The organism is Maribacter cobaltidurans, from assembly GCF_002269385.1.
GTDB lineage: Bacteria > Bacteroidota > Bacteroidia > Flavobacteriales > Flavobacteriaceae > Maribacter > Maribacter cobaltidurans.
This window is the reverse complement of sequence record NZ_CP022957.1, coordinates 428,669-450,820: the sequence shown is the minus strand read 5'-3', so window position 1 is coordinate 450,820 and position 22,152 is coordinate 428,669. Positions and strand designations below refer to the sequence as shown.

Genomic DNA, 22,152 nt, shown 5'->3' with positions numbered 1-22,152 from the left:
CCAAGTTTTAAGCCTCTGCACCATTTCATTTGGATAAGATCAATCCCATGGATACCCCCTTTTTAATCATAAATTCTTTGGCAGCTTCATATTCATTTGGGATTTCCCCTTCCAAAATTGCTTCTTTAATGGCGTCTTTTATAATCCCTATCTCCTTTGAGGGTTTTAGGTTAAAGGTTTCCATAATTTCTTCTCCCGAAACGGGAGGTTGAAAGTTTCGTATGCGGTCACGTTCCTCAACTTCTTTAATTTTTTCACGGACCAATTTAAAATTGTTCTTATACTTTCGCTGCTTTTTGGGATTTTTGGTGGTGATATCCGCTTCGCATAAGGTCATAAGGTCCTCCACATGCTCTCCTGCATCAAAAACCAGTCTTCGCACTGCGGAATCCGTTACATGTTCCTCGGCTAAAATAATGGGGCGGGAACTTAGTAATACCAATTTTTGTACAACTTTCATTTTTTCGTTCAATGGCATTCTTAACTTTTTAAAAAGGGTGTATACCATTTTAGAGCCTACGAATTCATGGCCATGGAAGGTCCAGCCAATTTTTTTGTTGAAGCGTTTCGTAGGAGCCTTTCCAATATCATGGAGCAGCGCTGCCCAACGCAACCAAAGGTCATCGGTTTCCATGGAAATATTATCTACGACCTCCAAAGTATGCCAAAAGTTATCCTTGTGTCTTTGCCCTTCTATTTCTTCGATTCCCTGTAGTGCCGTCAATTCGGGCATGATAATCTCCAAGAGACCTGTTTTATGCAGTAGGGAAAAGCCTTTTGATGGTATTGGGCAGAGCATAATTTTGTTTAATTCCTCTACGATGCGTTCCTTGGATATTATCTTGATCCGTTCTTTGTTTCGGGTAATGGCTTCCAAAGATGTAGCTTCAATCCTAAAATTTAATTGTGTGGCAAACCGTATGGCCCGCATCATTCTCAATGGGTCATCGGAATAGGTAATGTCCGGATCCAGAGGAGTTCTTATCAACTTGTTTTCCAAGTCTTCCAATCCGGCAAACGGGTCTAAAAGCGTTCCATAATTATTTTGGTTCAGTGAAATGGCCAAGGCATTGATGGTGAAATCCCTTCTTTTTTGATCCTCCTCCAAAGTACCATCCTCTACGACAGGTTTCCTACTGTCCCTATGGTAACTTTCCTTTCTTGCACCAACGAATTCAAGCTCCAGATCTGCGTTTCTTACCATGGCAGTCCCAAAATTTTTAAAAACCGAAACTTTGGGTTCTCCAGGAAGCTTAGAAGCCAATTTGGTCGCTAATGCAATACCACTACCTACGGCAACAATATCTATATCTTTGGCAGTTCCCCTTTTCAACAGGAAATCCCTAACGTATCCACCTATGACATAGGTGTCCAAATTGAGTTCGTCAGCTGTCTGACCAATAATTTTGAAAATTGGTTGGCTCAGTGCCTTTTTGTAGTCCATTCTGTATTCATCGGCATTATTCCCTAATCACTTTTACAAGTCCATCCATGCCCAGTTTAATAATTGAAGATGGGACTGCATTCTGATTTTCAGGCTCCAAATTTACCACATAGTCGACACCTGATAAAATGGCCGCGTCAATTTCTTTAAAATTGATAGGTGTCTTTTGGCCCGCAAGATTGGCCGATGTGGCCACAATGGGTTTTTTATACTTGCCAATGAGATATTGACAGAACTTATCGGAAGCCACCCTAATGGCCAAGGTATTGTCTTTGGCAACCAGGTTTGGTGCAATTCCTTTGGGTTTATCGTAAATAATTGTGGTAGGCTTGGTCGCTAAGTCCATAATATCATACGCCAAATCTGGAACCTGTTCCACATACCTTTCTAACATGGCCTCATTGGCAACAAGGCATAAAAGGGAATTGGCTTCTTTTATCCCCTTTAAGGCAAATACCTTTTTTATGGCTTCTTCATTGGTCGCATCGCAGCCAATGCTCCAAACGGAATCAGTAGGGTAAAGGATGAGTCCTCCATTTTGAAGCACTTCAATGGATTTGTTTATTTCGTCCATCATCGCTTTATTCTTTGAGATTTAAATTAAAGTACTCCGAAACCGCCAACCATTGTGTTCGGTTTTTGTCTTCGTCAACATTTTCTTTTTTAAGGGATTCCCTTTGTGAATTTATTATGGGAATTGGTTTTTGTGGACTGAAATCGGATAATTTTGATCTGGTCCCCATAAGAAGTGACATAGCTTTGAACCATAAATCATCCGCGCTAGGGGTTAGTTTTAGATATAGTTCTTCCTCAGTTACTTGTTCGGAAAGACTATCAATGGGATATAGAACACCACCAACACCTATTGGTAAAATGGCTTTTGAGTTAAATGGTTCATCCTTGTTTTGTGTCCATTTTTTATACGGTAAAAGATTTCCAGCGTTGTCATGTTGAATGTACCTTACTTGGTTGGCAGAAATACAATCAGGATATTTTTGATGGTCTTTGTATAGCAATTCCAACCATTTTTGTTGATAGATGACATCATCGTCGCAGGTAACAATAGTTTTGTTTGGAAATTTTTCCAGGGTTAGGACCAATTTTCTGTGGGAGCAGGTTTGTGATGAGTATTGAATTTCAAAAGGGTTTCCTAAAAGTTTTGTAAGCTGTTCAGGTAACCTGCCCTTAAGGTCATGGTGTAACCAAAGAATTATTTTTTCTGGACGGACACTCTGATTTAAAAGACTGCGTACTACTATATGAAGAATGCGAAGTCTGGAGGGAATTGATGTAAAAGAAACAATGACTGGTATTTCTGTTTTATTATCAGTCCTCATCTTGTGTGAGGATTTCAATAATAGCCTAATAGTATGGTAAATAGATTGAGGATATTCCTTTACCTTCATTTTAAACGTATATAAGATTTAAAAGAATTTGATATAAGAATGAACAATAGCAATATAAAAAAACAAAGATACAGGAAGACTTTTATATTTTTGTCAAACTATGACGGATACATCAGAGGACCTAAAAATTAGTGTAATAGTAAGTACTTACAACGCCGAAGAATGGCTTAAAAAAGTGCTTTGGGGTTTCAATCAGCAGACCTTTAAAAATTTTGAGGTCGTTATAGCAGATGACGGTTCCAAACCTGCGACGAAGGAATTGTTGGACGAAATGTCCAAAGAGGTTTTTTATCCTATTGTACATGTTTGGCAGGAAGACGATGGTTTTCAAAAATCTAGAATCTTGAATAAGGCGGTTGTGGCTTGTAAAACGGATTATATTATTATGACAGATGGCGACTGCATTCCCAGAGAAGATTTTGTCCATGTACATTATATTAATAAGGAACCGGGTTATTTTATTTCAGGAGGATATTATATGCTGCCGATGAACATATCAAAATTGATAAGTTTGGAGGATGTTGAACATCAACGATGTTTTGATATTAACTGGCTTAAAGAAAAGGGCATACCCAAGACATTCAAAAATAATAAATTGACCGCCCATGGTATTATTTCAAAAGTCTTGAATTGGGTTACGCCAACCAATGCCAGTTGGAACGGGCATAATTCTTCCGGATGGAAGAATGATATATTGAATGTAAACGGCTTCGATGAGCGAATGCAGTATGGCGGACAGGATAGGGAGTTGGGAGAACGTCTTTTCAACTTCGGAATCAAATCCAAACAATTGAGATATAGCGCGGTATGTGTACATCTTGACCATAAGCGCGGTTATAAGACTCCTGAATCTATTGCAAAGAATGTAGGAATAAGGAAAAAAACAAAAAAGGAAAAGAGGGTTTGGACTTTTTATGGCATTACCAAGTAGTAGGCCAATTCGTTTTTTTGTTCCAAACGTTTTAGTTCCTTGAACCTTTCCGAGACGCCAAGAGCATTCAAATAGCAAATAATAAAACCTTTTTTTCCATCCAAAAATCCAAGCCGTAGGATGTAATGATTAAAAAATTTCCATCCTGTTTTCAAATACATGGATGCATAATTGAATTTTCGCTCGCGGTAAAAACATTCAATGGCTTTTAATCTGCCATAATTTAGCATTTTGGACTTGTAGTCCTCGTAATTTTTATAGCAATAATGGATAAGCTTTTCTGTCAGTATACCAGATGTTCCTTCAACGTCCAAGGTTTCGTGGACGATTCTTCTGTCTGAAAATTTGGCTTTACTTTTTCTGAAAAGACGATAGTTCTTATCCGTTTGCCATCCGCTAAATTTTAACTTCTCATCTTGGAACATGAATTGTCTGTAAAACCAATAGGCAACAATATCACCTTCCCCGGAAACGGTGTTTAGAATTTCATCTTTTAAACTTGTAGGAACCACTTCATCTGCATCCAAAAAAAGCACCCAGTCATTGGTTGCCTGTTTAAGCGCAAACGATTTTTGGGCCGTAAAGTTTTCAAAAGGGTTTTGAATGACCTTAACCTTAGGATGATTTAAAAGATATTCATAAGTACCATCCGTACTAAAGGAGTCTACCACAATGATTTCGTCAGCAAAGGAAACGGAATCCAAACATTTTTCAATGTATCCAATTTCATTGAAAGTTATGATAAGGGCCGTTATTTTTTCTCTAGTATCCATCATAATTACATAATAAGTAGGGTCGATAGCTCTGGGCTAACAAAGGTATAACAAAAAAAAAAGGTGAAAATTGTATTTCATACTAAAATTCTTACAAAATGCTTCTTAGACCTTTCTTTAAAAGGAGATGGAAAAAGATGTTTTGGGTTGCGTAATGATTTGCATTTAAACGACAGCAATCAAAAATCTTTTCAAATTTTAAAGGTCTGACAAATGAAAAGGCCGAGATTTTCGAAATTATGAATTCGAAAATTTCAGCCTCCAAAATTCAGATCCGGAATGCCTTAAACGGCTACGTCATATTCCCTAAGGGCGTCGTTTAGGGATGTTTTTTTATTGGTACTTTCCTTACGTCTTCCAATGATCAAAGCACAAGGAACCTGATATTCTCCCGCGGCAAATTTTTTGGTGTAACTGCCAGGAATCACTACGGACCGAGGTGGAACAAAGCCCTTGTTCTCCACGGGTTTTTCTCCAGTAACATCTATTATTTTGGTAGATCCCGTAAGTACTACGTTGGCACCTAGAACGGCTTCCTTGCCAACCCGCACGCCTTCAACTACAATACATCTCGATCCAATAAAGGCATTATCCTCAATAATGACTGGGGCTGCCTGCAAGGGTTCCAACACACCTCCAATTCCTACTCCGCCACTAAGGTGGACATTTTTACCGATTTGTGCACAGCTTCCAACCGTGGCCCATGTATCTACCATGGTTCCTTCGTCTACATATGCACCAATATTCACGTAACTTGGCATTAGAATAGTGCCCGGTGAAATATAGGCCCCGTGTCTGGCCACTGCATTGGGAACTACTCGTATTCCTTTTTCTTTATAACCTCTTTTTAGGGGCATTTTATCATGATATTCGAAAATACCCGCTTCCAAAGTTTCCATTTTTTGAATGGGAAAATAAAGCACTACGGCCTTTTTAACCCATTCATTGATTTGCCAGCCAGCTTCGGTAGGCTCGGCACAACGCAACTTACCGGAATCTATAAGGTCAATGACTTCCCTAATGGCATTTTGTGTATGTGATTCCTTTAATAGCTCTCTTTCTTCCCAAGCGTTTTCTATGGTATTTCGTAAATCTGTCATTATTATTAAAATTTTGTCAAATATAAGCGGAAGCTTAGGAATTAGCCATCGGTACATCTACTTATAACAAATTATCCTTTATTTTTGCCAAAAATTAAAATTGGGAAGGATTCTTGCGTTGGATTATGGCCAAAAGAGAACCGGTGTTGCGGTTACTGATGAATTACGAATTATAGCATCAGGCTTGACTACGGTTCCTACCAACGACCTTATTCCTTTTTTGACTCAATATCTTGAGGAGGAATCAGTCGATGTATTGGTGGTTGGGGAGCCTAAACAAATGAATAATCAACCATCCGAGTCTGAGGTATATATTACACCATTTTTGAAACAACTTTCCGTAAGTTTTCCAAATTTGAAAGTGGTAAGACAGGATGAACGTTTTACTTCCAAAATGGCCTTTCAAAGTATGTTGGATGGTGGGTTGAAAAAAAAGCAGCGCAGGAACAAGGAACTGATCGATGAAATCAGTGCGACGCTAATTTTACAAGATTATTTAAAGCGAATATAAATGACATTACCGATTATAGCCTACGGAGATCCTGTTTTACGAAAAGTAGGGGAGGACATTGATAAGGATTATCCAAACTTAAAGGAACTCATCTCCAACATGTGGGAAACCATGTATAATGCTAGCGGTGTCGGTTTGGCCGCTCCCCAAATAGGCTTGCCCATACGACTTTTTGTTGTGGATACTACCCCATTTTCGGATGATGAGGATTTAACCAAGGAAGAGCAAAAGCAGCTGAATGGTTTTAAGCAGGTTTTTATCAATGCCCATATAGAAGAGGAAAGTGGTGAGGAATGGCTTTTTAATGAAGGTTGCCTGAGTATCCCGGATATTCGGGAGGACGTTAATAGAAAAGAGCGAATAAAAATTAACTATCTAGACGATACCTTTAAGGAGCATGTAGAAATCTATGACGGACTTCTAGCTAGGGTTATTCAGCATGAGTATGACCATATTGAAGGCATTCTTTTCACGGATAAATTGTCATCCTTAAAAAAGCGTTTGTTAAAAGGGAGATTGGCCAATATATCCAAGGGGAAAATAAATGTGGACTACAGGATGCGTTTCCCCAATCAGAAAAAAGGAAGGTAAAGAGGTGTATTAATTATTAGAAAAGTGGCATCTTTGCCCACTCAAAAAACAAAAATTATTGCATATGGCTTTGGAGAAAATATTGTCGGTAGGTGGTAAACCTGGTTTGTACAAACTAATAACACAAACAAGGACTGGCTTTGTGGCAGAATCATTACTGGACGGTAAAAAAATCAGTGTGGGGTTACGTAGCAATGTGAGTGTACTTTCTGAAATTGCTATTTATACCTTGGACGAGGAATTACCTTTAAGGGAGGTCTTTTTGAAAATCCAGGAAAAGGAAAATGGCGGCAAAACATCCGTAGGCCATAAGGATGAAAAGATAAAATTGGAGGAGTATTTCTTTGAAGTGCTTCCCAATTATGATGAGGACAGGGTCTACGTAAGCGACATCAAAAAAATAATACAGTGGTACAATATTTTGGTCGAAAAGGACTTGGCGGATTTCTCCAAGGAAGAGGCTCCAAAAGAAGAGAAGGAAACCGAGGAGAAAAAGTAGTTTAGCGTTTCGTTACTATAGAAGCCCTGATTGTAAAATCGGGGCTTTTTCGTATGTATTGGGCTTTGTATTCAGTATATTTAGAAACTTCTTCTAAATTATAAAAAATGAAAACATTTGTACGCCGCATCCCGCTAGTTATGTGTTTTGTGTTTGGACTTTCATTATCGGCCCAACAATCTAAGGACACGACAAAACAGGCTACTAAGGAACTTCCTTTGGAACCGGAAAGGAAAATTTCGTTTACCACAGACAAGGGAACTTGGATTTCCCTAGATGTAAGTCCCGATGGAAAGACTATCGTATTCGACCTTATGGGGGATATCTATACAATGCCTATAACCGGTGGAAAGGCCACGAGAATTACCAATGGTATGCAATATGATGTGCATCCTAGATACAGTCCGGATGGTAAAAGTCTGGTTTTTATTTCGGACAAAAGTGGTTCGGATAATATTTGGACCCTCGATTTACAGTCCAAAGAGGAAAAGCAAATTACAGAGGAAAAAAAACATAATTTCTTTTCCGCGGAGTGGACTCCAGATGGTGACTATATCATCGGTGTAAAGGGAAGAAGAAATATTAAGCCCCATATTTATCATAAAGATGGCGGATCTGGTAGCCAATTGGTAAGTGAGCCGGAGAATATCAAACTTATAGACCCGGCCATAAGTCCGGATGGTAAACTGGTCTATTTCTCTCAAAGGCGGAGTGCTTGGAACTATAATGCCCAACTACCACAATATCAAATTGGCACGTATGACATGGAAGATGGTAAGATGGCCGTAATTACCTCCAAGTATGGCTCTGCGTTTACTCCAACCCTTTCCCCGGACGGTAAATGGCTGGTATACGGTACACGTTACGAGACGGAAACAGGTCTCATTCTCCGCAACTTGGATAATGGTGATGAGCGTTGGTTGGCCTATCCTGTCCAAAGGGATGAACAAGAGTCCATTGCGCCTTTGGGCGTGCTTCCTGCAATGTCTTTCACTCCAGATAGTAAACAATTAATAACCTCTTATGGAGGAAAGATTTATGCGATTTCCATCGAGGGAAATAATGCAAGGGAAATTCCTTTTTCCGTAGATGTGGCATTGGATTTGGGCCCAAGACTTTCATTTAAATATCCCATTGCCGATTCAAAAGAAGCTTTGGCCACACAGATTAGGGATGCAAAACCATCACCCGATGGTCGTAAACTGGCATTTACCGCCTTGAACCGACTCTATATCATGGATTTTCCCAACGGAACACCGAAAAGGGTCACGGAAAATGATTTTATAGAAGCTCAGCCCGCTTGGTCGCCGGATGGTTCCACTTTGGTTTTTACTACTTGGGAAAAAGAGGGTGGGCATCTATACACGGCAAATGTTAACGGAAGGACAAGGTTAACTAAACTTACTTCAGAACCTGGTCTGTATACGTATCCTGCTTGGTCTTACAATTCGGACCGAATTGCTTTTCACAGGGGCTCGGCACAATCTTTTCAGGATTTATTGGGATTGTATTCTAGCAGGAATATGGAAGATTTGGTATGGATTTCCAAGGATGGAGGCAAAATCAACTTTATTGACAAATCAAGGAATAGGTCAGTACCACATTTTACCAAAGGGGACGACCGTATCTATTTGACGGATTCCGAAAAGGGACTGGTCTCCATCCGATGGGACGGCACCGATGAAAAGGAACATCTAAAATTGAAGGGGATTGTAACCTATGGTTCCCAAGATTTTCTGGATGATCATGCCGTTTTACCCAATTCCGTTGGGGCCGATGATAAGGACAAATCATCAAAACCGGACGAAATCCGCATTTCTCCTGACGGAACTTCGGCCTTGACAAAAATTAACAATGATATCTATGTAGCTACCATTCCTAAATACGGTAAGACCCCAACGGTTTCCGTAGCTAAGGCGGACAAAGCAGCATTTCCGGCCATGAAATTGACCAAGATTGGGGGAGAGTTCCCAATTTGGTCCGGCACAAGTAAAAAAGTCCACTGGTCTTTAGGTTCAAGTCATTTTGTATATGATGTGGCCGAAGGGAAAAAATTCAAGGATAGTATTGCCGAAGTAACCAAGAAGAAAAAAGAAGAAAAGAAAAAGGATTCTACGGATAAAAAGGACGATACCGAACTTCCAGAGTTCAAGGCAGATGAATATAAAATAAAGGTAAGCTATGCAAAGGATATTCCCGAAGGTACCTTGTTGCTAAAAGGGGCCCGAATCATTTCAATGAAAGATGATGAGGTTTTGGAAAATGGTGATATACTTATCGAGAATAATAGAATTAAATCAGTAGGTCCTTCTGGAAGTATCCAGATTCCCAATGGAACAAGGGAAATGGAAATGTCCGGTAAAACCATATTACCAGGTTTTGTGGACACGCATGCCCATTTAAGGCCGGCATGGGGCATTCATAAACAACAAGTGTGGATGTACGCCGCCAACTTGGCCTATGGGGTTACCACAACAAGGGATCCCCAGACCGGCACTACGGATGTATTGACCTACGGTGATATGGTAGATGCGGGAATGATAGATGGACCAAGGATTTACAGTACCGGCCCAGGTTTGGGGTATTGGGGCTATCAATTGGAAAGTTTGGAACATACCAAAGATGTATTACGGCAGTACAGTGACTATTTCGATACCAAGACCATTAAAATGTATTTGGTAGGGAACAGGCAGCAACGGCAATGGGTAATCGAAGCCTGTAAGGAATTAAAATTGATGCCCACAACGGAAGGTGGTTTGGATTTTAAATTGAATATGACCCAACTCATAGATGGTTATCCAGGTCATGAGCATTCTTTACCGATTTATCCCATCTACGAGGATGTGGTTAAAACCATTGCAGAATCCAAAATGGCGGTTACTCCAACTTTGTTGGTTTCTTATGGAGGGCCTTGGGCCGAGAATTACTATTATTCCAGGGAGGATGTCTGGGGAGATAAAAAACTTCAACACTATACACCGTACAAGGAATTGGCAAGCAAGAGTAGGAGAAGACCAGGTTGGTTTATGGATGAGGAGCATATATTTAAGAAACACGCAGAATTTATGAAGTCCTTGGTGGAAGCTGGTGGTTTGGCCGGGATTGGCAGCCATGGACAATTGCAGGGTCTTGGCTTTCATTGGGAGTTATGGTCAGTAGCTAGTGGCGGTATGAAACCCATGGACGCCCTAAAGGTAGCGACCATCATTGGTGCGGAAGCCATCGGTCTTGACGGTGATTTGGGAAGTTTAGAGCCGGGCAAATTGGCCGATATCGTAATTCTTGATAAAAATCCGTTGGACGATTTAAGAAATACAAACACGGTGTCCCATGTTATCAAGAATGGTAAAGTGTATGAGGCTGGCACGCTAAACGTAACATGGCCAACCGAAATTGAGGCGGAGCCCTTTGAATGGAATAATAAAGGTCCGGTTGATGTACCGGGAATAGAAAAATAAAAAAAGGCCCTGTTTAAGGGCCTTTTTTTATTTTTAAATAGAATTCTTTAATCCTTTTCTATGGTCTCGTACGTGTACTTACTTTTCTTCCAGTCAATCAATGGGGAATGGTAGTAGTTCACATTGTTTCTTTCTAAAAATGGGGCTTGGTCACCTAATCTGACCTTGTAGTCTTCCCAATTCCTGTTTTCAGGTTTAGTCCAGGCCAGTTCAGAATACCCTATGACACGAGGAAATGCCAAATACTCCAATTCTTCAATATTACTAATAGTCTCCGACCATAAGGGAGCCTCTGTCCCCAAAATGTTTTCTTTGGGAATACCATAATCCTCAGGCGTCCATTGGTACGCCGTATCCACAGGAATATAACCCGCCCAATGTAAACCAAGCTTGGTAAGCGAATCATACTGCATATCCAAATAGGATTTTTTGGCAGGGGAAACTATTACCTTCATGTTTTTAGCGACTGCTTTTTTTGCATTTTCTTCACTGGCCCACCATTGGGCAATGGCGTTGGAATCGATATCTGCATTGGCAATCTCATCCCAACCGATCATTCTTTTTCCATGCTTTTGTACTATTTTTTCCACCTTGTTGACAAAGTAGATATAGTCGTTCTTTTTGGTGACATGGCTTTCATCGCCTCCCATATGAAAATAGGGGCCTGGGGTCATTTCAGAGATTTCCCGTACCACATCGTCTATGAAAGCATAAACGGTATCTTTTCTAGTGTCAAAAGTGCTAAATCCCACCTGCATGCCTTCATAAAGCTTTGGTGTTTTTCCGTTACCGTTTAGAAAAGGATAGGAAACCGAGGCTGAGTTTGTGTGGCCAGGCATATCGATTTCAGGAATAATGGTCATATATCTTTCTTGGGCATACCGCACAATCTCCTTATAATCTTCTTGAGTATAGAAACCTCCAGATTCTCCACCTACTTCGGTACTTCCTCCAATCTCGGTAAGTTTTGGCCATGATTTTATTTCTATGCGCCATCCTTGATCATCGGATAGATGTAGGTGAAGACTATTGAATTTATAATAGGATAATAGGTCAATATATTTCTTTACGTCCTCCACACTAAAGAAATGTCGGGCCACGTCCAACATGGCGCCTCGATACCCAAAATTTGGATTGTCGGTTATTTTCCCTGAAGGTATTGGCCAAATTTTTTGTTCGGCCAAGGTATCGTTACTCACATCCGGAACCAACTGCCGCAGGGTCTGGATGCCTCTAAAAGCGCCCTCTGAAGTATTGGCATTTAAAATAATGGAGTCTTGGTTTATGTACAGTTGATAGGCTTCTGGAGTATTCAATTCGAGACTGTCCGATTGGTTAATATAAATTACACGGTCAACGGTATTGGTGCTTTCTTGGTTTACAGGTACGTCCAAATTGATTTTCTCCTTAATTTTTTGTGCTAAAAATTCGCCCACTTTATCAAATCCCGTGGCACTTTTTGACGTATAAATAGCCGTAAATTGATCAAGTGCAAAAGCAGAATTAGTGGCTATGGTCTTTACAGGCTTTGGAATAAGGCTTACCGCTGACAAATCCGTAACCGGCATTGGTATTCTGGGCTTTTTTTGCTCGTTTTGGCAAGCCAAAATCACCATTACTAGGGAAAGGAAAAACAGACTTCTAATAAAAATAGTTTTTATCATTTTAAGGGGGTTATAGGTTATTTACTAGGTGTTGCATGGTGTTGTACCAAATATCATATCCTTTGGAGTTCATGTGCAAACCATCGGATATAAAGATATCTTTTTTCAATTTTCTTCCGTTTAGCATAGGATTCCAAACATCGACGAAAAGCAGGGCTTCATCTTTTTTGCTTAGTCTTTCAAATTTTCTGTTGAGCCTTCTGTATTTTCCTCTCAAGTTCCATCGGCTAATACTTGGTTTGGCGGATATCAGTACAATTTTCACGTCTGGGTTCCCTGCTTTGAGTTTGGCGATAATGCTCTTCGTGGTACCGATAATTTCTCGAGGTCTTTTTTTGGCCGAAATATCGTTGTCGCCTTCATAAATAAAGACCTTGGTAGGATTATAACGTATTACCAAGGTATCCAAATAAAATAGCAAGTCCGAAGCCTGGGAACCCCCAAAGCCCATATTCAAAACCTGATGGTTTGGAAAGGATTCTTGCAAATTGTCCCATTTCCGGATGCTGGAGCTTCCCGTAAAAACTATAGTTTCCTTGCTTCTGTCCCAAAGGGAGTCGTTTTTTTGTGTCAGAGCCTTTACTTCCTCTGAAAAAGCGGGTTTTTCTTGGGCACTGACATTGGCCCATATTCCGAAAAGTATAAAGGCGAATATGAAAATCGATTTAACTGTTTGCTTCAAATCCTATATGTATTTAAATTAAAATTTTAGTATGGATTACATTTTTCCAACCTTGGTTTCCTTTGTACTGATCTCCACTTTCCACCAATCATGAAAACGTTGGATCCAATTATCGGAGGGTAGATTTTGTGTCTTCATACCAAATCCGTGTCCGCCTTTGGAATACATGTGTAGTCCTGCAGGTTTGTTTGCCTTAAGCCAAGAAGAATAGAGTTCAATGCTTCCGATGGCCAATCCTAAAGGGTCGTCCGTGGCACAAATGACCAACATAGAAGGGGCAGTCTGTGGTACTTCCTGAACAGGTTGGGCCGTGGTCCATGGATATACGGGTACAATAAAATCAGGCCTATTTTTTTCGTTGTAGTTGTACGCCACACCCATGGTGACGGCACCGCCCGCGGAAAAACCCATAAAACCAATTTTATTCGGGTCTAGCTTGTATTTCTGGGCATTGGTCCGCACATATTCAATGGCGGACAACCCGTCGTTTATGGACAAGGGAAGTACTGGTGCGACCCTTTGCATAATTTTTTGCGGGTTTGTGCCTCCCTCTTGGGTGATTTCTTGTACACCGTCTGAACCAGTAGGCACCAACCTATATTTGAGTACAAAGGCCGTAATTCCTTTTTCAACTAGCCATTTGGCCACATCGTTTCCCTCGCTATTGATACTTAGTGCATAGAGGCCACCGCCCGGAGCAATAATGACGCTGGTTCCATTGGGATTTTCCGGAGCAAATACCTCCATGGTAGGGGTAGACACGTTTGTGACCACTTGGGTTTGCCATATATCAGAATAATATTCCTTTTCTCCTCCTTCCCAAGAAACATTTTGGGTAGTTTCATATGGTAATTCAATAATTTCCTGTGCAAAAATTGTAGTCGTGATGCAAAGGATAAGACTTGTAGCTATTTTTTTCATATCATCTATTTAATTAAGGACTATAAATACCAAAGCGGCCAGTAACGCTCCAAGGATAGGGCCTAATACGGGAACCCAAGCATAGGACCAATCACTTTTCCCTTTATTTCTCAGGGGTAAAATAGCATGCATGATTCTTGGCCCTAGGTCACGTGCGGGATTTATCGCGTAGCCCGTTGGGCCGCCCAATCCAAATCCTATACCCATTACCAATAAGGCAACAGGAAGAGCATCTAAGGAACCTAACGATATGGGCTCGTTGGCCATGGCTCCACCGGCAATATAAAACACACCAAAGACTAGAGCGAAGGTTCCTATGGCCTCAGAAACCAAATTCCAGCCATAACTTCTAATAGCGGGAGCAGTACTAAAGGTTGCCAATAAAGCGCTTTCGTCTTCGGTGGCATCATATTGTTTTTTATAGGTTAACCAGACTAAAAAATTTCCCATCATTGCGCCCAAAATTTGAGCTACAATATAACCGGGGACCAGAGACCAAGAAAATTTACCTGCTGTGGCCAGACCAACAGTTACTGCAGGATTTAAATGGGCTCCACTTACATCCGCAGATATAAACACCCCAATAAACACGGCGATTCCCCAAGCGAGTGAAATGCCTACCCAGCCACTATCCGAACCTTTGGTATCCTTTAATACAAGGTTTGCCACAACCCCATTACCGATGAGAATAAGCATTCCGGTTCCAATAAATTCAAAAATATACGCTGTCATAATGGGTTGGTTTAAGAGGTAAAAGATAAAAAAAATAGATGGATAAATGGGTTTTGGAATTCTTTACTTGTATTGTGAAGATTTCCAATAAAACTAATTTTGTAATTCTACCAACGGCTCCACTTCCGAAATATAAATCGCGAAACAAAATGTAGTATATTGGTCTGTAATCATAACCGACCAAATACCAGAGATTACCCAATTGCCCTATTCCTTTAAACCTAATGTTTATTTACAGGGACTCATACAGCACAATACTTCAGATAAGTTATTGGCTGCCAATATCAGGTTTGGTTGGAGCGGGCCAATACGGGATTATTTTTGGTCTATAATTATAATTTGCGTGATCGTAATCCGCTCAACAATAGTTTTATCATTAAATACACGAGAATGTTCGATTTGGTCAAATAATTTATTTGTTTAACTATGTTAAATAAATAGTTAGGATTTTTTATTTGTTTAAATTTTATAATATTACTTAAAAGTCAACTATGAAATTCTTAAAACCCTTTTTAGCCATTTGTCTTTTCATTGCTCTTTATTCTTGCTCATCGGATGATGGAGAAACAACACCCGTGGACAATTCTTTAGTGGTGGGAACTTGGAATCTAACCGAGGTGAACATAAGTATTCCCCAAGATCCTAATAATGACGGAACAGCTTCAATGAATATGGTGGAAGAATTACCATGTCTAACTGGAGTCTTAACTATAAGCGAGGATAATACTTGGAACCTTAACTTAACGGGTCTAAATATAACACCGGTTACCGGTGATTTTTATGCCGTACAATGCGCTTCTTCTTTTTCTTACTCAGGTAATTATTTTTTTCAAAACAATCAACTGAATCTTAACGACTTCAATTTTAATACGCTCACTTTAAACGGCAGCGTGCTCACAGAAAGTAAGGGAGAAAACTTGCCCGGAGTTTTAAGCTATGTCTACGAAAAACAATAATTGAAAATCAGACCCCGAACTGCTGGAGGTGATGGTCCAAATGTTTGGAAAATAGTACGTTCCATTCGGATTTAGTTAACGGACCAAAAGCGTGGGATTCCTTCCCGTCAAAATAGTCAGCTCCCAATTCCTGGGTTTTTTGGATATATCCGATCAGGCGTTCTTTTTCTTTTTCAAAGTCCCTTTCATTGCTGATAACGAAAATGGGCGATGTAGGACCATTTCTTTTGTATGGTTTTGGTCCCACAACTGCTTTTTTAGCGAATAGCTTGATCAAGAACTTTTTAAAGCCTTTTGGCTTCGGGTACTTGTCCGTAAAGGTGGTTTCATAGGCCACATTGCAGTGTGCTAACATCTGTGAAACATTCATTTTTCCCCAGTTAGGTTGTGTCTCAGGAGTAAGCTTATGTATACGTTCAATAGTTTCTTCGGATTCTTTTTTGTCAAATAGATTTTTCCAGGCCATGATAAGATTTTTAATGGATTAGTTTATTCCTTTAACCTTCATTTTCAAGGTATAGACCGCATCCAATGCGGTTATGAATAGAATGTCCCTATTGGGGCCGCCAAGGGTAACATTGGCAGTCCATCCTTTTGGAATCTTTATATGTTTTATTTTTTCTCCTGATTTATTAAATACGGTGACTCCATTACCAGTTAGGTAAAGGTTGCCTTTGTTGTCCAGTGTCATACCATCTGACCCCATTTCACAAAAAAGTTCCCGGCCAGAAAGGCTTCCGTCTTTGTTGATTTTATAAACATATGTTTTTTTATCATCTGGATCGGCGATAAATAATTTTTTGCCATTCTTGGACCCTACAATACCATTGGGCATTACCAAGTCTTCCTCTACTATAGTTAGTGTATTACTTCCAGGCGCTAGATAGTAAACACGTCTTTTCTCTACCTCTGGAGTTCTATCTTCCCACCAATCTCTTTTATAAAGGGGATCGGTAATGTATATTCCTCCTCGTGGGTCTACCCAAACATCATTGGGTCCACCCAGAAATTTTCCTTCAAATTTTTCTACAAGTACCGTAACATTCTTTTCCGGATCAATTTTCCATAATTGATTTTTTTCATCGGCACAGGATATCAAGTTTCCTTGGTTATCAAAATAGAGTCCGTTGGACCTTCCGCTCGGGTGCATCCAATCTGAAACGGTATTGGTCTTAGCGTCCCATTTTAAGATTCGGTCATTGGGTTGATCGGTAAAAAAAATATTTCCCTCCTTATCGACTGCGGGGCCTTCCGTAAATTCGAATTCTTCGGACACCAAGGTAAGTGATTCACCCTCTTGTACAATATCTTGGGCAGTAATGCAGGAGTTTAAAAGGAGTAAAGCTAAAAATGCATTTATGGTTTTCATCGATTAGTAAATAATTATAGTATTTGTTTAAATTTTAATTCGTTGCACCGGGACCTTTTACGAACTTACCTGAAAAGGTACCTGTATGTTCCCCATCCTTCAGTACGTGTCCACCATTTACAAAAACATGTTTCATTCCGGTAGCATACTGGTGAGGTTCTTCAAACGTAGCGTTTGCCTTGATGGTGTTGGGGTCGAAGACGACAACATCCGCAAAATACCCTTCCTTTATCGCGCCTCTTTTTTTCAATTTTAAATTGGTGGCCGGTAGGGTAGTTAATTTGTAAATAGCTTCCTCCAATGGGATAACTTGTCCTTCGCGAACGAAATGACCTAATAGTCGGGCAAAGGAGCCATAGGCCCGTGGATGTGTGCTTTGCTCGAGAAAGACTCCCGCCGTGGTATAAGAACCAGCATCGGAACAAATACTCATGTAGGGAAGTTTCAATTTCTTTTTCACGTTTTCTTCGGACATGGAGAAATAGACCACTTGAATTCTGCTATCATCTTCATAGATTAGGTCTACCAAGGTTTCGTTGGCCGATTTTTGTCTTTCCTCGGCAACCTCAGCCAAGGTCTTTCCTATTAAATGTCTCAACTCCTTATTTCTAAAACCGACCAACAGAATATTTTCGGGCGGTACGTGGAAGTCAATCTCGTCCATCATTTTTTTTCGGGTGGCCGGATTTTCCATTAAGGCAATGGTGGAACTGTGTCCGCCTTCTTTGGCCCAAGCCGGCAATACAACGTTAAGACCTGTAGAACTTGCATTATACATATACATATCCGTGGTAATATCCAACCCGTTTTCCCTGGCATTGTTTACCATGGTGATGGCGCTGTCCAACAAATGCCAATTGGCATTTCCCGAAGCTTTGAAATGATAAATTTCCGCAGGCAAATTAGCCTCTTTGGATATGGTAATTAATTCATCAATGGCCTCTAGAAGCCCACCTTCTTCGTCCCTGATATGGGAAATGTACATACCATTATATTCCGAAACAACCTTGGCCAATTCAATAATCTCATCGGTTTGGGCATGTCCGCTAGGAACATAAATCAATGAGGTGGAGAGCCCCATGGCTCCTTCTTCCATTCCTTGGCGCAAGAGCTTTTTCATGGTTTCCATTTCTTCTGGGGAAGGAGGTCTTTTTTCTATGCCAATGGCATATTCCCGTAAGGTGGCATTCCCAACAAAGGAAGCCACATTGGTGGATATTCCCTTTTCTTCCAAATAGTTTAAATATTCCCCAAGGGATGTCCATGGTATATCGTATTGGATATCGCCCTGGCCTTCCTTCATGTCTTTTTTCATTTCCTCGCTCAATGGTCCCATGGATGAACCTTCACCAAGTACTTCCAGAGTCACTCCTTGTCGTATGTCTCCTTGGGAGCGTCCGTCTTCCAATAAGGCCACATTCGCCCAACTTAGCATGTTGATGAAGCCCGGGGCCACAGCAAGGTTCGTGGCATAGATTTCTTGTTTTCCTTGAGCCTTATCCAGTTTCCCTATGGCAGCAATGGTATCGGCATTAATGGCAATATCACCAATGAAAGCAGATTTGCCGGAACCGTCCAAAATCTGACCATTTCGTATCACGATATCATAGGAGGTCTTTTCCTGATTTTTGCAGGCCGCTACAAGCGCAAGTAACAACGTTAGAACGAGAATGTATTGTTTTGACATCTAAAGGTTGTTAAGAAAATCCATATTGTGTTGCATGCTTTCCAAAGGGGTACTGGCATATTCCTCCTGTTCAATTAGAATGTGTTTCACCCCGGATAATTCCTGATTTTTCAACATGGCTTCAATGTCCAACCCGCCCTTACCAAATTCGGTACTTTCTTTTTCGACCATATTCATATCCTTTAGATGCCACAAAGGAAAACGACCCGGGTATTTCTTAAAATAATCCAAGGGGTCCTTACCGGCGACAACGACCCAACCCAAATCGAGTTCCATATGCACCAAATCCGGTTCGGTATGGTCCATGAGCACATCGTAAAGTACTTGGTCTTGGTCCGATTCAAATTCGTATTCATGGTTGTGGTAGCCAAATTTGATGCCCAGTTTTTGACAGGCTTCCCCTGCTTTGTTGAATTCCTCCGCTACCTTTTTGTAATTATCCACGGTTTGTCCATTAGAGGGCATGGACGAGCATATTAAGTAGTCCTGACCGGAGGCAACGGCTTCCTCCATGGTTCTTTCAAAATCCTTGTCCAAATGAACATGCCCACTTACCAATGTCATACTCAAATCCTCGCAGGCCTGTTTCATACTTTTAGGGGATAGACCGTAATAATGTCCTTTACTACTTTTGGCCGACTCAATTTCCTTAATCCCTATAGCGGCGATTTGTTCTAGGGTTCCCAAGGGATCCTTGGCCATTTCGTCCCTAAAACTATATAGTTGTACCCCGAATTTTTGAGTGGTCTCAGAAGCAAAACTTAGGGATGGCAATAGCATGGTACCTGCGGAAAATAGAGACGAGCGGACTAAAAAATTTCTTCTTTTCATTAATCTTGATAGTGGTTTTAATTCAATTCCAATATAATAATCGGAGTCTTCTAAGGTAATAAAATTAACAACATCCCCTATGTGAAGAGATTCGTACTTTTGCGAAAACGGATGGAATGAATACCAGGGAAGAACAATTAAAGGCATTTGATCGTTTGCTAACCATTATGGAAGAGTTGCGTGAACAATGCCCATGGGATAAAAAGCAAACCATGGAAAGCCTCAGACATTTGACCATTGAGGAAACGTATGAATTGGGAGATGCCATCCTAGATGATAATTTGAACGAAATAAAGGGCGAGCTTGGCGATTTGCTATTGCATATTGTTTTTTATGCCAAGATAGGCTCGGAAAAGGGGAGTTTTGATATTGCCGATGTAGCTAATGGTATTTGTGAGAAGCTTATCAATAGACATCCGCATATATATGGAGACGTAAAAGTGGAAAATGAGGAAGAGGTAAAACAAAATTGGGAGAAAATAAAGCTAAAGGAAGGTAAGAAAAGTGTTTTACAGGGCGTTCCAAGAAGTCTGCCCGCTATGGTAAAGGCCAATAGGATTCAAGATAAGGTAGCCGGTGTAGGGTTTGATTGGGAGCAACCGGAACAGGTTTTTGAAAAACTACAGGAAGAACTGGGTGAGCTGCAGGAGGAAGTCTCACAAGCGAACAGCGACAAGATAGAAGCGGAATTTGGTGATGTGCTTTTCTCCATGATTAATTATGCCCGTTTTTTGGGAATCAATCCGGAGAACGCTCTGGAACGGACCAATAAAAAATTTTCCAAGCGATTTCAATTTTTGGAAGGGGAGGCAGAAAAAATGGGAAATTCCTTGAAAGATATGAGCTTGGAGGAGATGGATATCTATTGGAACAAGGCCAAGGAAATAGATTAAGGCAAATCCGGTAAAATTATTTTTATAAAAGTATCTTTGGGCTTCTAAATTTCCGCTGGTGTTCTCCACTTACACAAAAGAATTCGCATATAATATTAAGCTTTCCGTACCTGTAATTTTGGGGATGCTAGGACATACCTTTGTTCAGTTTGCAGATAATATAATGGTGGGCCAATTGGGTACGGCAGAATTGGCGGCCGTTTCGTTAGGGAACAGCTTTGTCTTCATTGCCATGTCCTTGGGCATTGGTTTTTCAACGGCTATCACCCCTTTGGTCGCGGAGGCCGATGGGGCAGGAAATAAAGGAAATGCAAAGAGTGCCCTAAAACATGGATTGGTACTTTGTACCGTCTTGGGTTTCTCTCTGTTCGGGTTGATTCTTTTGGCTAAACCCATCATGTATTTGATGAAACAGCCCGAAGAAGTTGTTGCACTTGCCTTGCCATACTTGGATCTTGTAGCTTTTTCATTGGTTCCCCTTATCGTTTTTCAGGCCTTTAAGCAGTTTTCGGAAGGATTGTCGCAGACTAGGTATCCTATGTATGCAACCATCATTGCCAATGTGGTAAACATTACGCTAAATTATCTTTTGATTTTTGGTTCCTTCGGATTTCCCAAACTGGGTATTGTAGGTGCGGCCTTGGGTACGCTGATTGCCAGGGTGGTCATGGTATTCTATTTATGGATGCTTCTTAAAAACAAAAAAAAATTCCACGATTATGTCACGGGGTTCAATTTTAGAAGTATAGAAAAACGTGTCATTAAAAAAATAATTTCCCTAGGGTTTCCATCGGCTTTACAAATGTTTTTTGAAGTAGCCATTTTTACATCGGCCATTTGGTTGAGTGGGGTATTGGGGAAGAATCCGCAGGCCGCCAATCAAATTGCATTGAATTTGAGCAGTATGACCTACATGTTCGGAATAGGGCTAGGGGTTGCGGCCATGATACGGGTAGGAAATCAGAAGGGACTTAAGAACTTTAAGGAACTTCGTAGGTTGGCTCAATCCATTTTTTTCCTTACCCTATTATTGGAATTTGCTTTTGCTCTTTTGTTCGTTTTAGGAAGAAAATGGTTTCCCACGTTGTATTTGGACGTGGATGACATGATGAATTTTGCGGACAATACCGAAGTAATCCTATTGGCTTCGCAATTGTTGTTGGTTGCGGCCTTCTTTCAAATTTCGGATGGCGTCCAAGTAGTCGTTTTGGGTGCTTTACGGGGTTTACAGGATGTTAAGATTCCAACCTTTATTACCTTTGTGGCGTACTGGTTGATTGGTTTTCCCATCTCCTATTATCTGGGTTTACATACCTCCTTGGAGAGTGTGGGAATTTGGGTAGGGCTTTTGACCGGTCTTACGGCATCTGCGATTATGTTGTATATTCGATTTAATTATTTAACCCAAAAATTGATTCAAAACGAATAATGTTTTGAACGTAAGTTTACCTTTAATTTTAGTAAATAAACAGGAATGGATTTACCCAAGTTTATATTAGGCGATAATACGGATTATCCCAATGCTATTTTCGTTATCCATACGGATTACCCTAGATTTATAATCAACCTTGAAAATGATGAGGTGGAATGGTTGGAAGAGTTCTCCAAAGAGGATGAAAAGGAATTGGAAAACGAGGCCGAGAATCTAATAGAGGCGGCAACTGCATTTTATGACCGCGAAGTATCCAGATACGAAGAATAGGT

The 22,152-nt window shown here is 40.5% G+C and carries 22 protein-coding genes; 9 read left to right on the top strand and 13 right to left on the bottom strand.

Features of this window, described 5'->3' with window-relative positions; all coding sequences use genetic code 11:
- Window positions 1-25: 25 nt before the first annotated feature.
- Genes CJ263_RS01945 through CJ263_RS01935 form a run of 3 tightly spaced genes read right to left on the bottom strand, consistent with a single transcriptional unit; the run spans window position 26 to window position 2,781 of the window.
- Complete coding sequence (locus CJ263_RS01945; protein WP_094995717.1) at window positions 26-1,444, bottom strand: CCA tRNA nucleotidyltransferase; 1,419 nt, start codon at window positions 1,442-1,444, stop codon at window positions 26-28.
- 16 nt (window positions 1,445-1,460) lie between these two features.
- On the bottom strand, window positions 1,461-2,021 hold the full coding sequence (locus tag CJ263_RS01940) for an L-threonylcarbamoyladenylate synthase (protein WP_094995716.1): 561 nt from the start codon (window positions 2,019-2,021) through the stop codon (window positions 1,461-1,463).
- 4 nt (window positions 2,022-2,025) lie between these two features.
- A complete protein-coding gene (locus CJ263_RS01935) occupies window positions 2,026-2,781 on the bottom strand; it encodes a hypothetical protein (RefSeq protein ID WP_229702348.1) in 756 nt (251 codons plus the stop codon).
- A gap of 169 nt (window positions 2,782-2,950) precedes the next feature.
- Here CJ263_RS01935 and CJ263_RS01930 point away from each other — a divergent pair, with 169 nt between their 5' ends.
- The gene (locus CJ263_RS01930) at window positions 2,951-3,781 is read left to right on the top strand and encodes a glycosyltransferase family 2 protein (protein ID WP_094995714.1); all 831 of its coding nucleotides are present in this window, start codon (window positions 2,951-2,953) and stop codon (window positions 3,779-3,781) included.
- On the opposite strand, the gene CJ263_RS01925 is transcribed toward CJ263_RS01930, so the two are convergent.
- Together CJ263_RS01925 and CJ263_RS01920 are read right to left on the bottom strand one after the other, a co-directional pair.
- The gene (locus CJ263_RS01925; RefSeq protein ID WP_094995713.1) at window positions 3,763-4,557 is read right to left on the bottom strand and encodes a glycosyltransferase family 2 protein; all 795 of its coding nucleotides are present in this window, start codon (window positions 4,555-4,557) and stop codon (window positions 3,763-3,765) included. The two genes, CJ263_RS01930 and CJ263_RS01925, sit on opposite strands and share 19 nt — an antisense overlap.
- A gap of 281 nt (window positions 4,558-4,838) precedes the next feature.
- Window positions 4,839-5,654, bottom strand: coding sequence for a 2,3,4,5-tetrahydropyridine-2,6-dicarboxylate N-succinyltransferase (locus CJ263_RS01920; protein WP_094999063.1), 816 nt, complete (start codon window positions 5,652-5,654; stop codon window positions 4,839-4,841).
- A 100-nt stretch (window positions 5,655-5,754) separates the two neighbouring features.
- On the opposite strand from CJ263_RS01920, the gene ruvX reads away from it, so the two are divergent.
- From ruvX to CJ263_RS01900, 4 genes are all read left to right on the top strand, one after another.
- Complete coding sequence (gene ruvX, locus CJ263_RS01915; RefSeq protein ID WP_094995712.1) at window positions 5,755-6,165, top strand: Holliday junction resolvase RuvX; 411 nt, start codon at window positions 5,755-5,757, stop codon at window positions 6,163-6,165.
- Window positions 6,166-6,756, top strand: coding sequence for a peptide deformylase (gene def, locus CJ263_RS01910; protein ID WP_094995711.1), 591 nt, complete (start codon window positions 6,166-6,168; stop codon window positions 6,754-6,756). It abuts the gene before it with no gap.
- Between the two features lie 64 nt (window positions 6,757-6,820).
- Complete coding sequence (locus CJ263_RS01905) at window positions 6,821-7,255, top strand: DUF5606 family protein (protein ID WP_094995710.1); 435 nt, start codon at window positions 6,821-6,823, stop codon at window positions 7,253-7,255.
- Between the two features lie 107 nt (window positions 7,256-7,362).
- Entirely contained in the window at window positions 7,363-10,713 is a 3,351-nt protein-coding gene (locus tag CJ263_RS01900; RefSeq protein ID WP_094995709.1) for an amidohydrolase family protein, read from the top strand.
- Window positions 10,714-10,760: 47 nt separating this feature from the next.
- Here CJ263_RS01900 and CJ263_RS01895 read toward each other — a convergent pair whose 3' ends face one another.
- From CJ263_RS01895 to CJ263_RS01880, 4 genes are read right to left on the bottom strand one after another with little or no spacing between them, the layout of a single operon-like run.
- Window positions 10,761-12,377: a family 20 glycosylhydrolase gene (locus CJ263_RS01895; RefSeq protein WP_094995708.1), complete on the bottom strand. Its 1,617-nt coding sequence runs from the start codon at window positions 12,375-12,377 to the stop codon at window positions 10,761-10,763.
- A gap of 10 nt (window positions 12,378-12,387) precedes the next feature.
- A complete protein-coding gene (locus CJ263_RS01890; protein WP_229702349.1) occupies window positions 12,388-13,059 on the bottom strand; it encodes a GDSL-type esterase/lipase family protein in 672 nt (223 codons plus the stop codon).
- 36 nt (window positions 13,060-13,095) lie between these two features.
- The gene (locus CJ263_RS01885) at window positions 13,096-13,980 is read right to left on the bottom strand and encodes an alpha/beta hydrolase (RefSeq protein ID WP_094995707.1); all 885 of its coding nucleotides are present in this window, start codon (window positions 13,978-13,980) and stop codon (window positions 13,096-13,098) included.
- Between the two features lie 9 nt (window positions 13,981-13,989).
- The gene (locus tag CJ263_RS01880; protein WP_094995706.1) at window positions 13,990-14,712 is read right to left on the bottom strand and encodes an MIP/aquaporin family protein; all 723 of its coding nucleotides are present in this window, start codon (window positions 14,710-14,712) and stop codon (window positions 13,990-13,992) included.
- Window positions 14,713-15,203: 491 nt separating this feature from the next.
- Here CJ263_RS01880 and CJ263_RS01865 point away from each other — a divergent pair, with 491 nt between their 5' ends.
- The gene (locus tag CJ263_RS01865) at window positions 15,204-15,668 is read left to right on the top strand and encodes a hypothetical protein (protein ID WP_094995704.1); all 465 of its coding nucleotides are present in this window, start codon (window positions 15,204-15,206) and stop codon (window positions 15,666-15,668) included.
- Between the two features lie 7 nt (window positions 15,669-15,675).
- Here CJ263_RS01865 and CJ263_RS01860 read toward each other — a convergent pair whose 3' ends face one another.
- The 4 genes from CJ263_RS01860 to CJ263_RS01845 are packed head-to-tail and all read right to left on the bottom strand — an operon-like array spanning window position 15,676 to window position 19,555.
- Entirely contained in the window at window positions 15,676-16,134 is a 459-nt protein-coding gene (locus CJ263_RS01860) for a DUF1569 domain-containing protein (protein ID WP_094995703.1), read from the bottom strand.
- An 18-nt stretch (window positions 16,135-16,152) separates the two neighbouring features.
- Entirely contained in the window at window positions 16,153-17,037 is an 885-nt protein-coding gene (locus CJ263_RS01855; protein WP_094995702.1) for an SMP-30/gluconolactonase/LRE family protein, read from the bottom strand.
- Window positions 17,038-17,071: 34 nt separating this feature from the next.
- The gene (locus CJ263_RS01850; protein ID WP_094995701.1) at window positions 17,072-18,724 is read right to left on the bottom strand and encodes an N-acyl-D-amino-acid deacylase family protein; all 1,653 of its coding nucleotides are present in this window, start codon (window positions 18,722-18,724) and stop codon (window positions 17,072-17,074) included.
- The gene (locus tag CJ263_RS01845) at window positions 18,725-19,555 is read right to left on the bottom strand and encodes a sugar phosphate isomerase/epimerase family protein (protein ID WP_094995700.1); all 831 of its coding nucleotides are present in this window, start codon (window positions 19,553-19,555) and stop codon (window positions 18,725-18,727) included. It abuts the gene before it with no gap.
- 116 nt (window positions 19,556-19,671) lie between these two features.
- Between CJ263_RS01845 and mazG the strand changes: the two genes are divergently transcribed.
- From mazG to CJ263_RS01830, 3 genes are read left to right on the top strand one after another with little or no spacing between them, the layout of a single operon-like run.
- The gene (gene mazG, locus CJ263_RS01840; RefSeq protein WP_094995699.1) at window positions 19,672-20,448 is read left to right on the top strand and encodes a nucleoside triphosphate pyrophosphohydrolase; all 777 of its coding nucleotides are present in this window, start codon (window positions 19,672-19,674) and stop codon (window positions 20,446-20,448) included.
- A gap of 55 nt (window positions 20,449-20,503) precedes the next feature.
- Window positions 20,504-21,877, top strand: a complete 1,374-nt coding sequence (locus CJ263_RS01835) for an MATE family efflux transporter (protein ID WP_373288281.1) — start codon at window positions 20,504-20,506, stop codon at window positions 21,875-21,877.
- Window positions 21,878-21,922: 45 nt separating this feature from the next.
- A complete protein-coding gene (locus CJ263_RS01830) occupies window positions 21,923-22,150 on the top strand; it encodes a hypothetical protein (protein WP_094995697.1) in 228 nt (75 codons plus the stop codon).
- The last annotated feature ends 2 nt before the right edge of the window (window positions 22,151-22,152 follow it).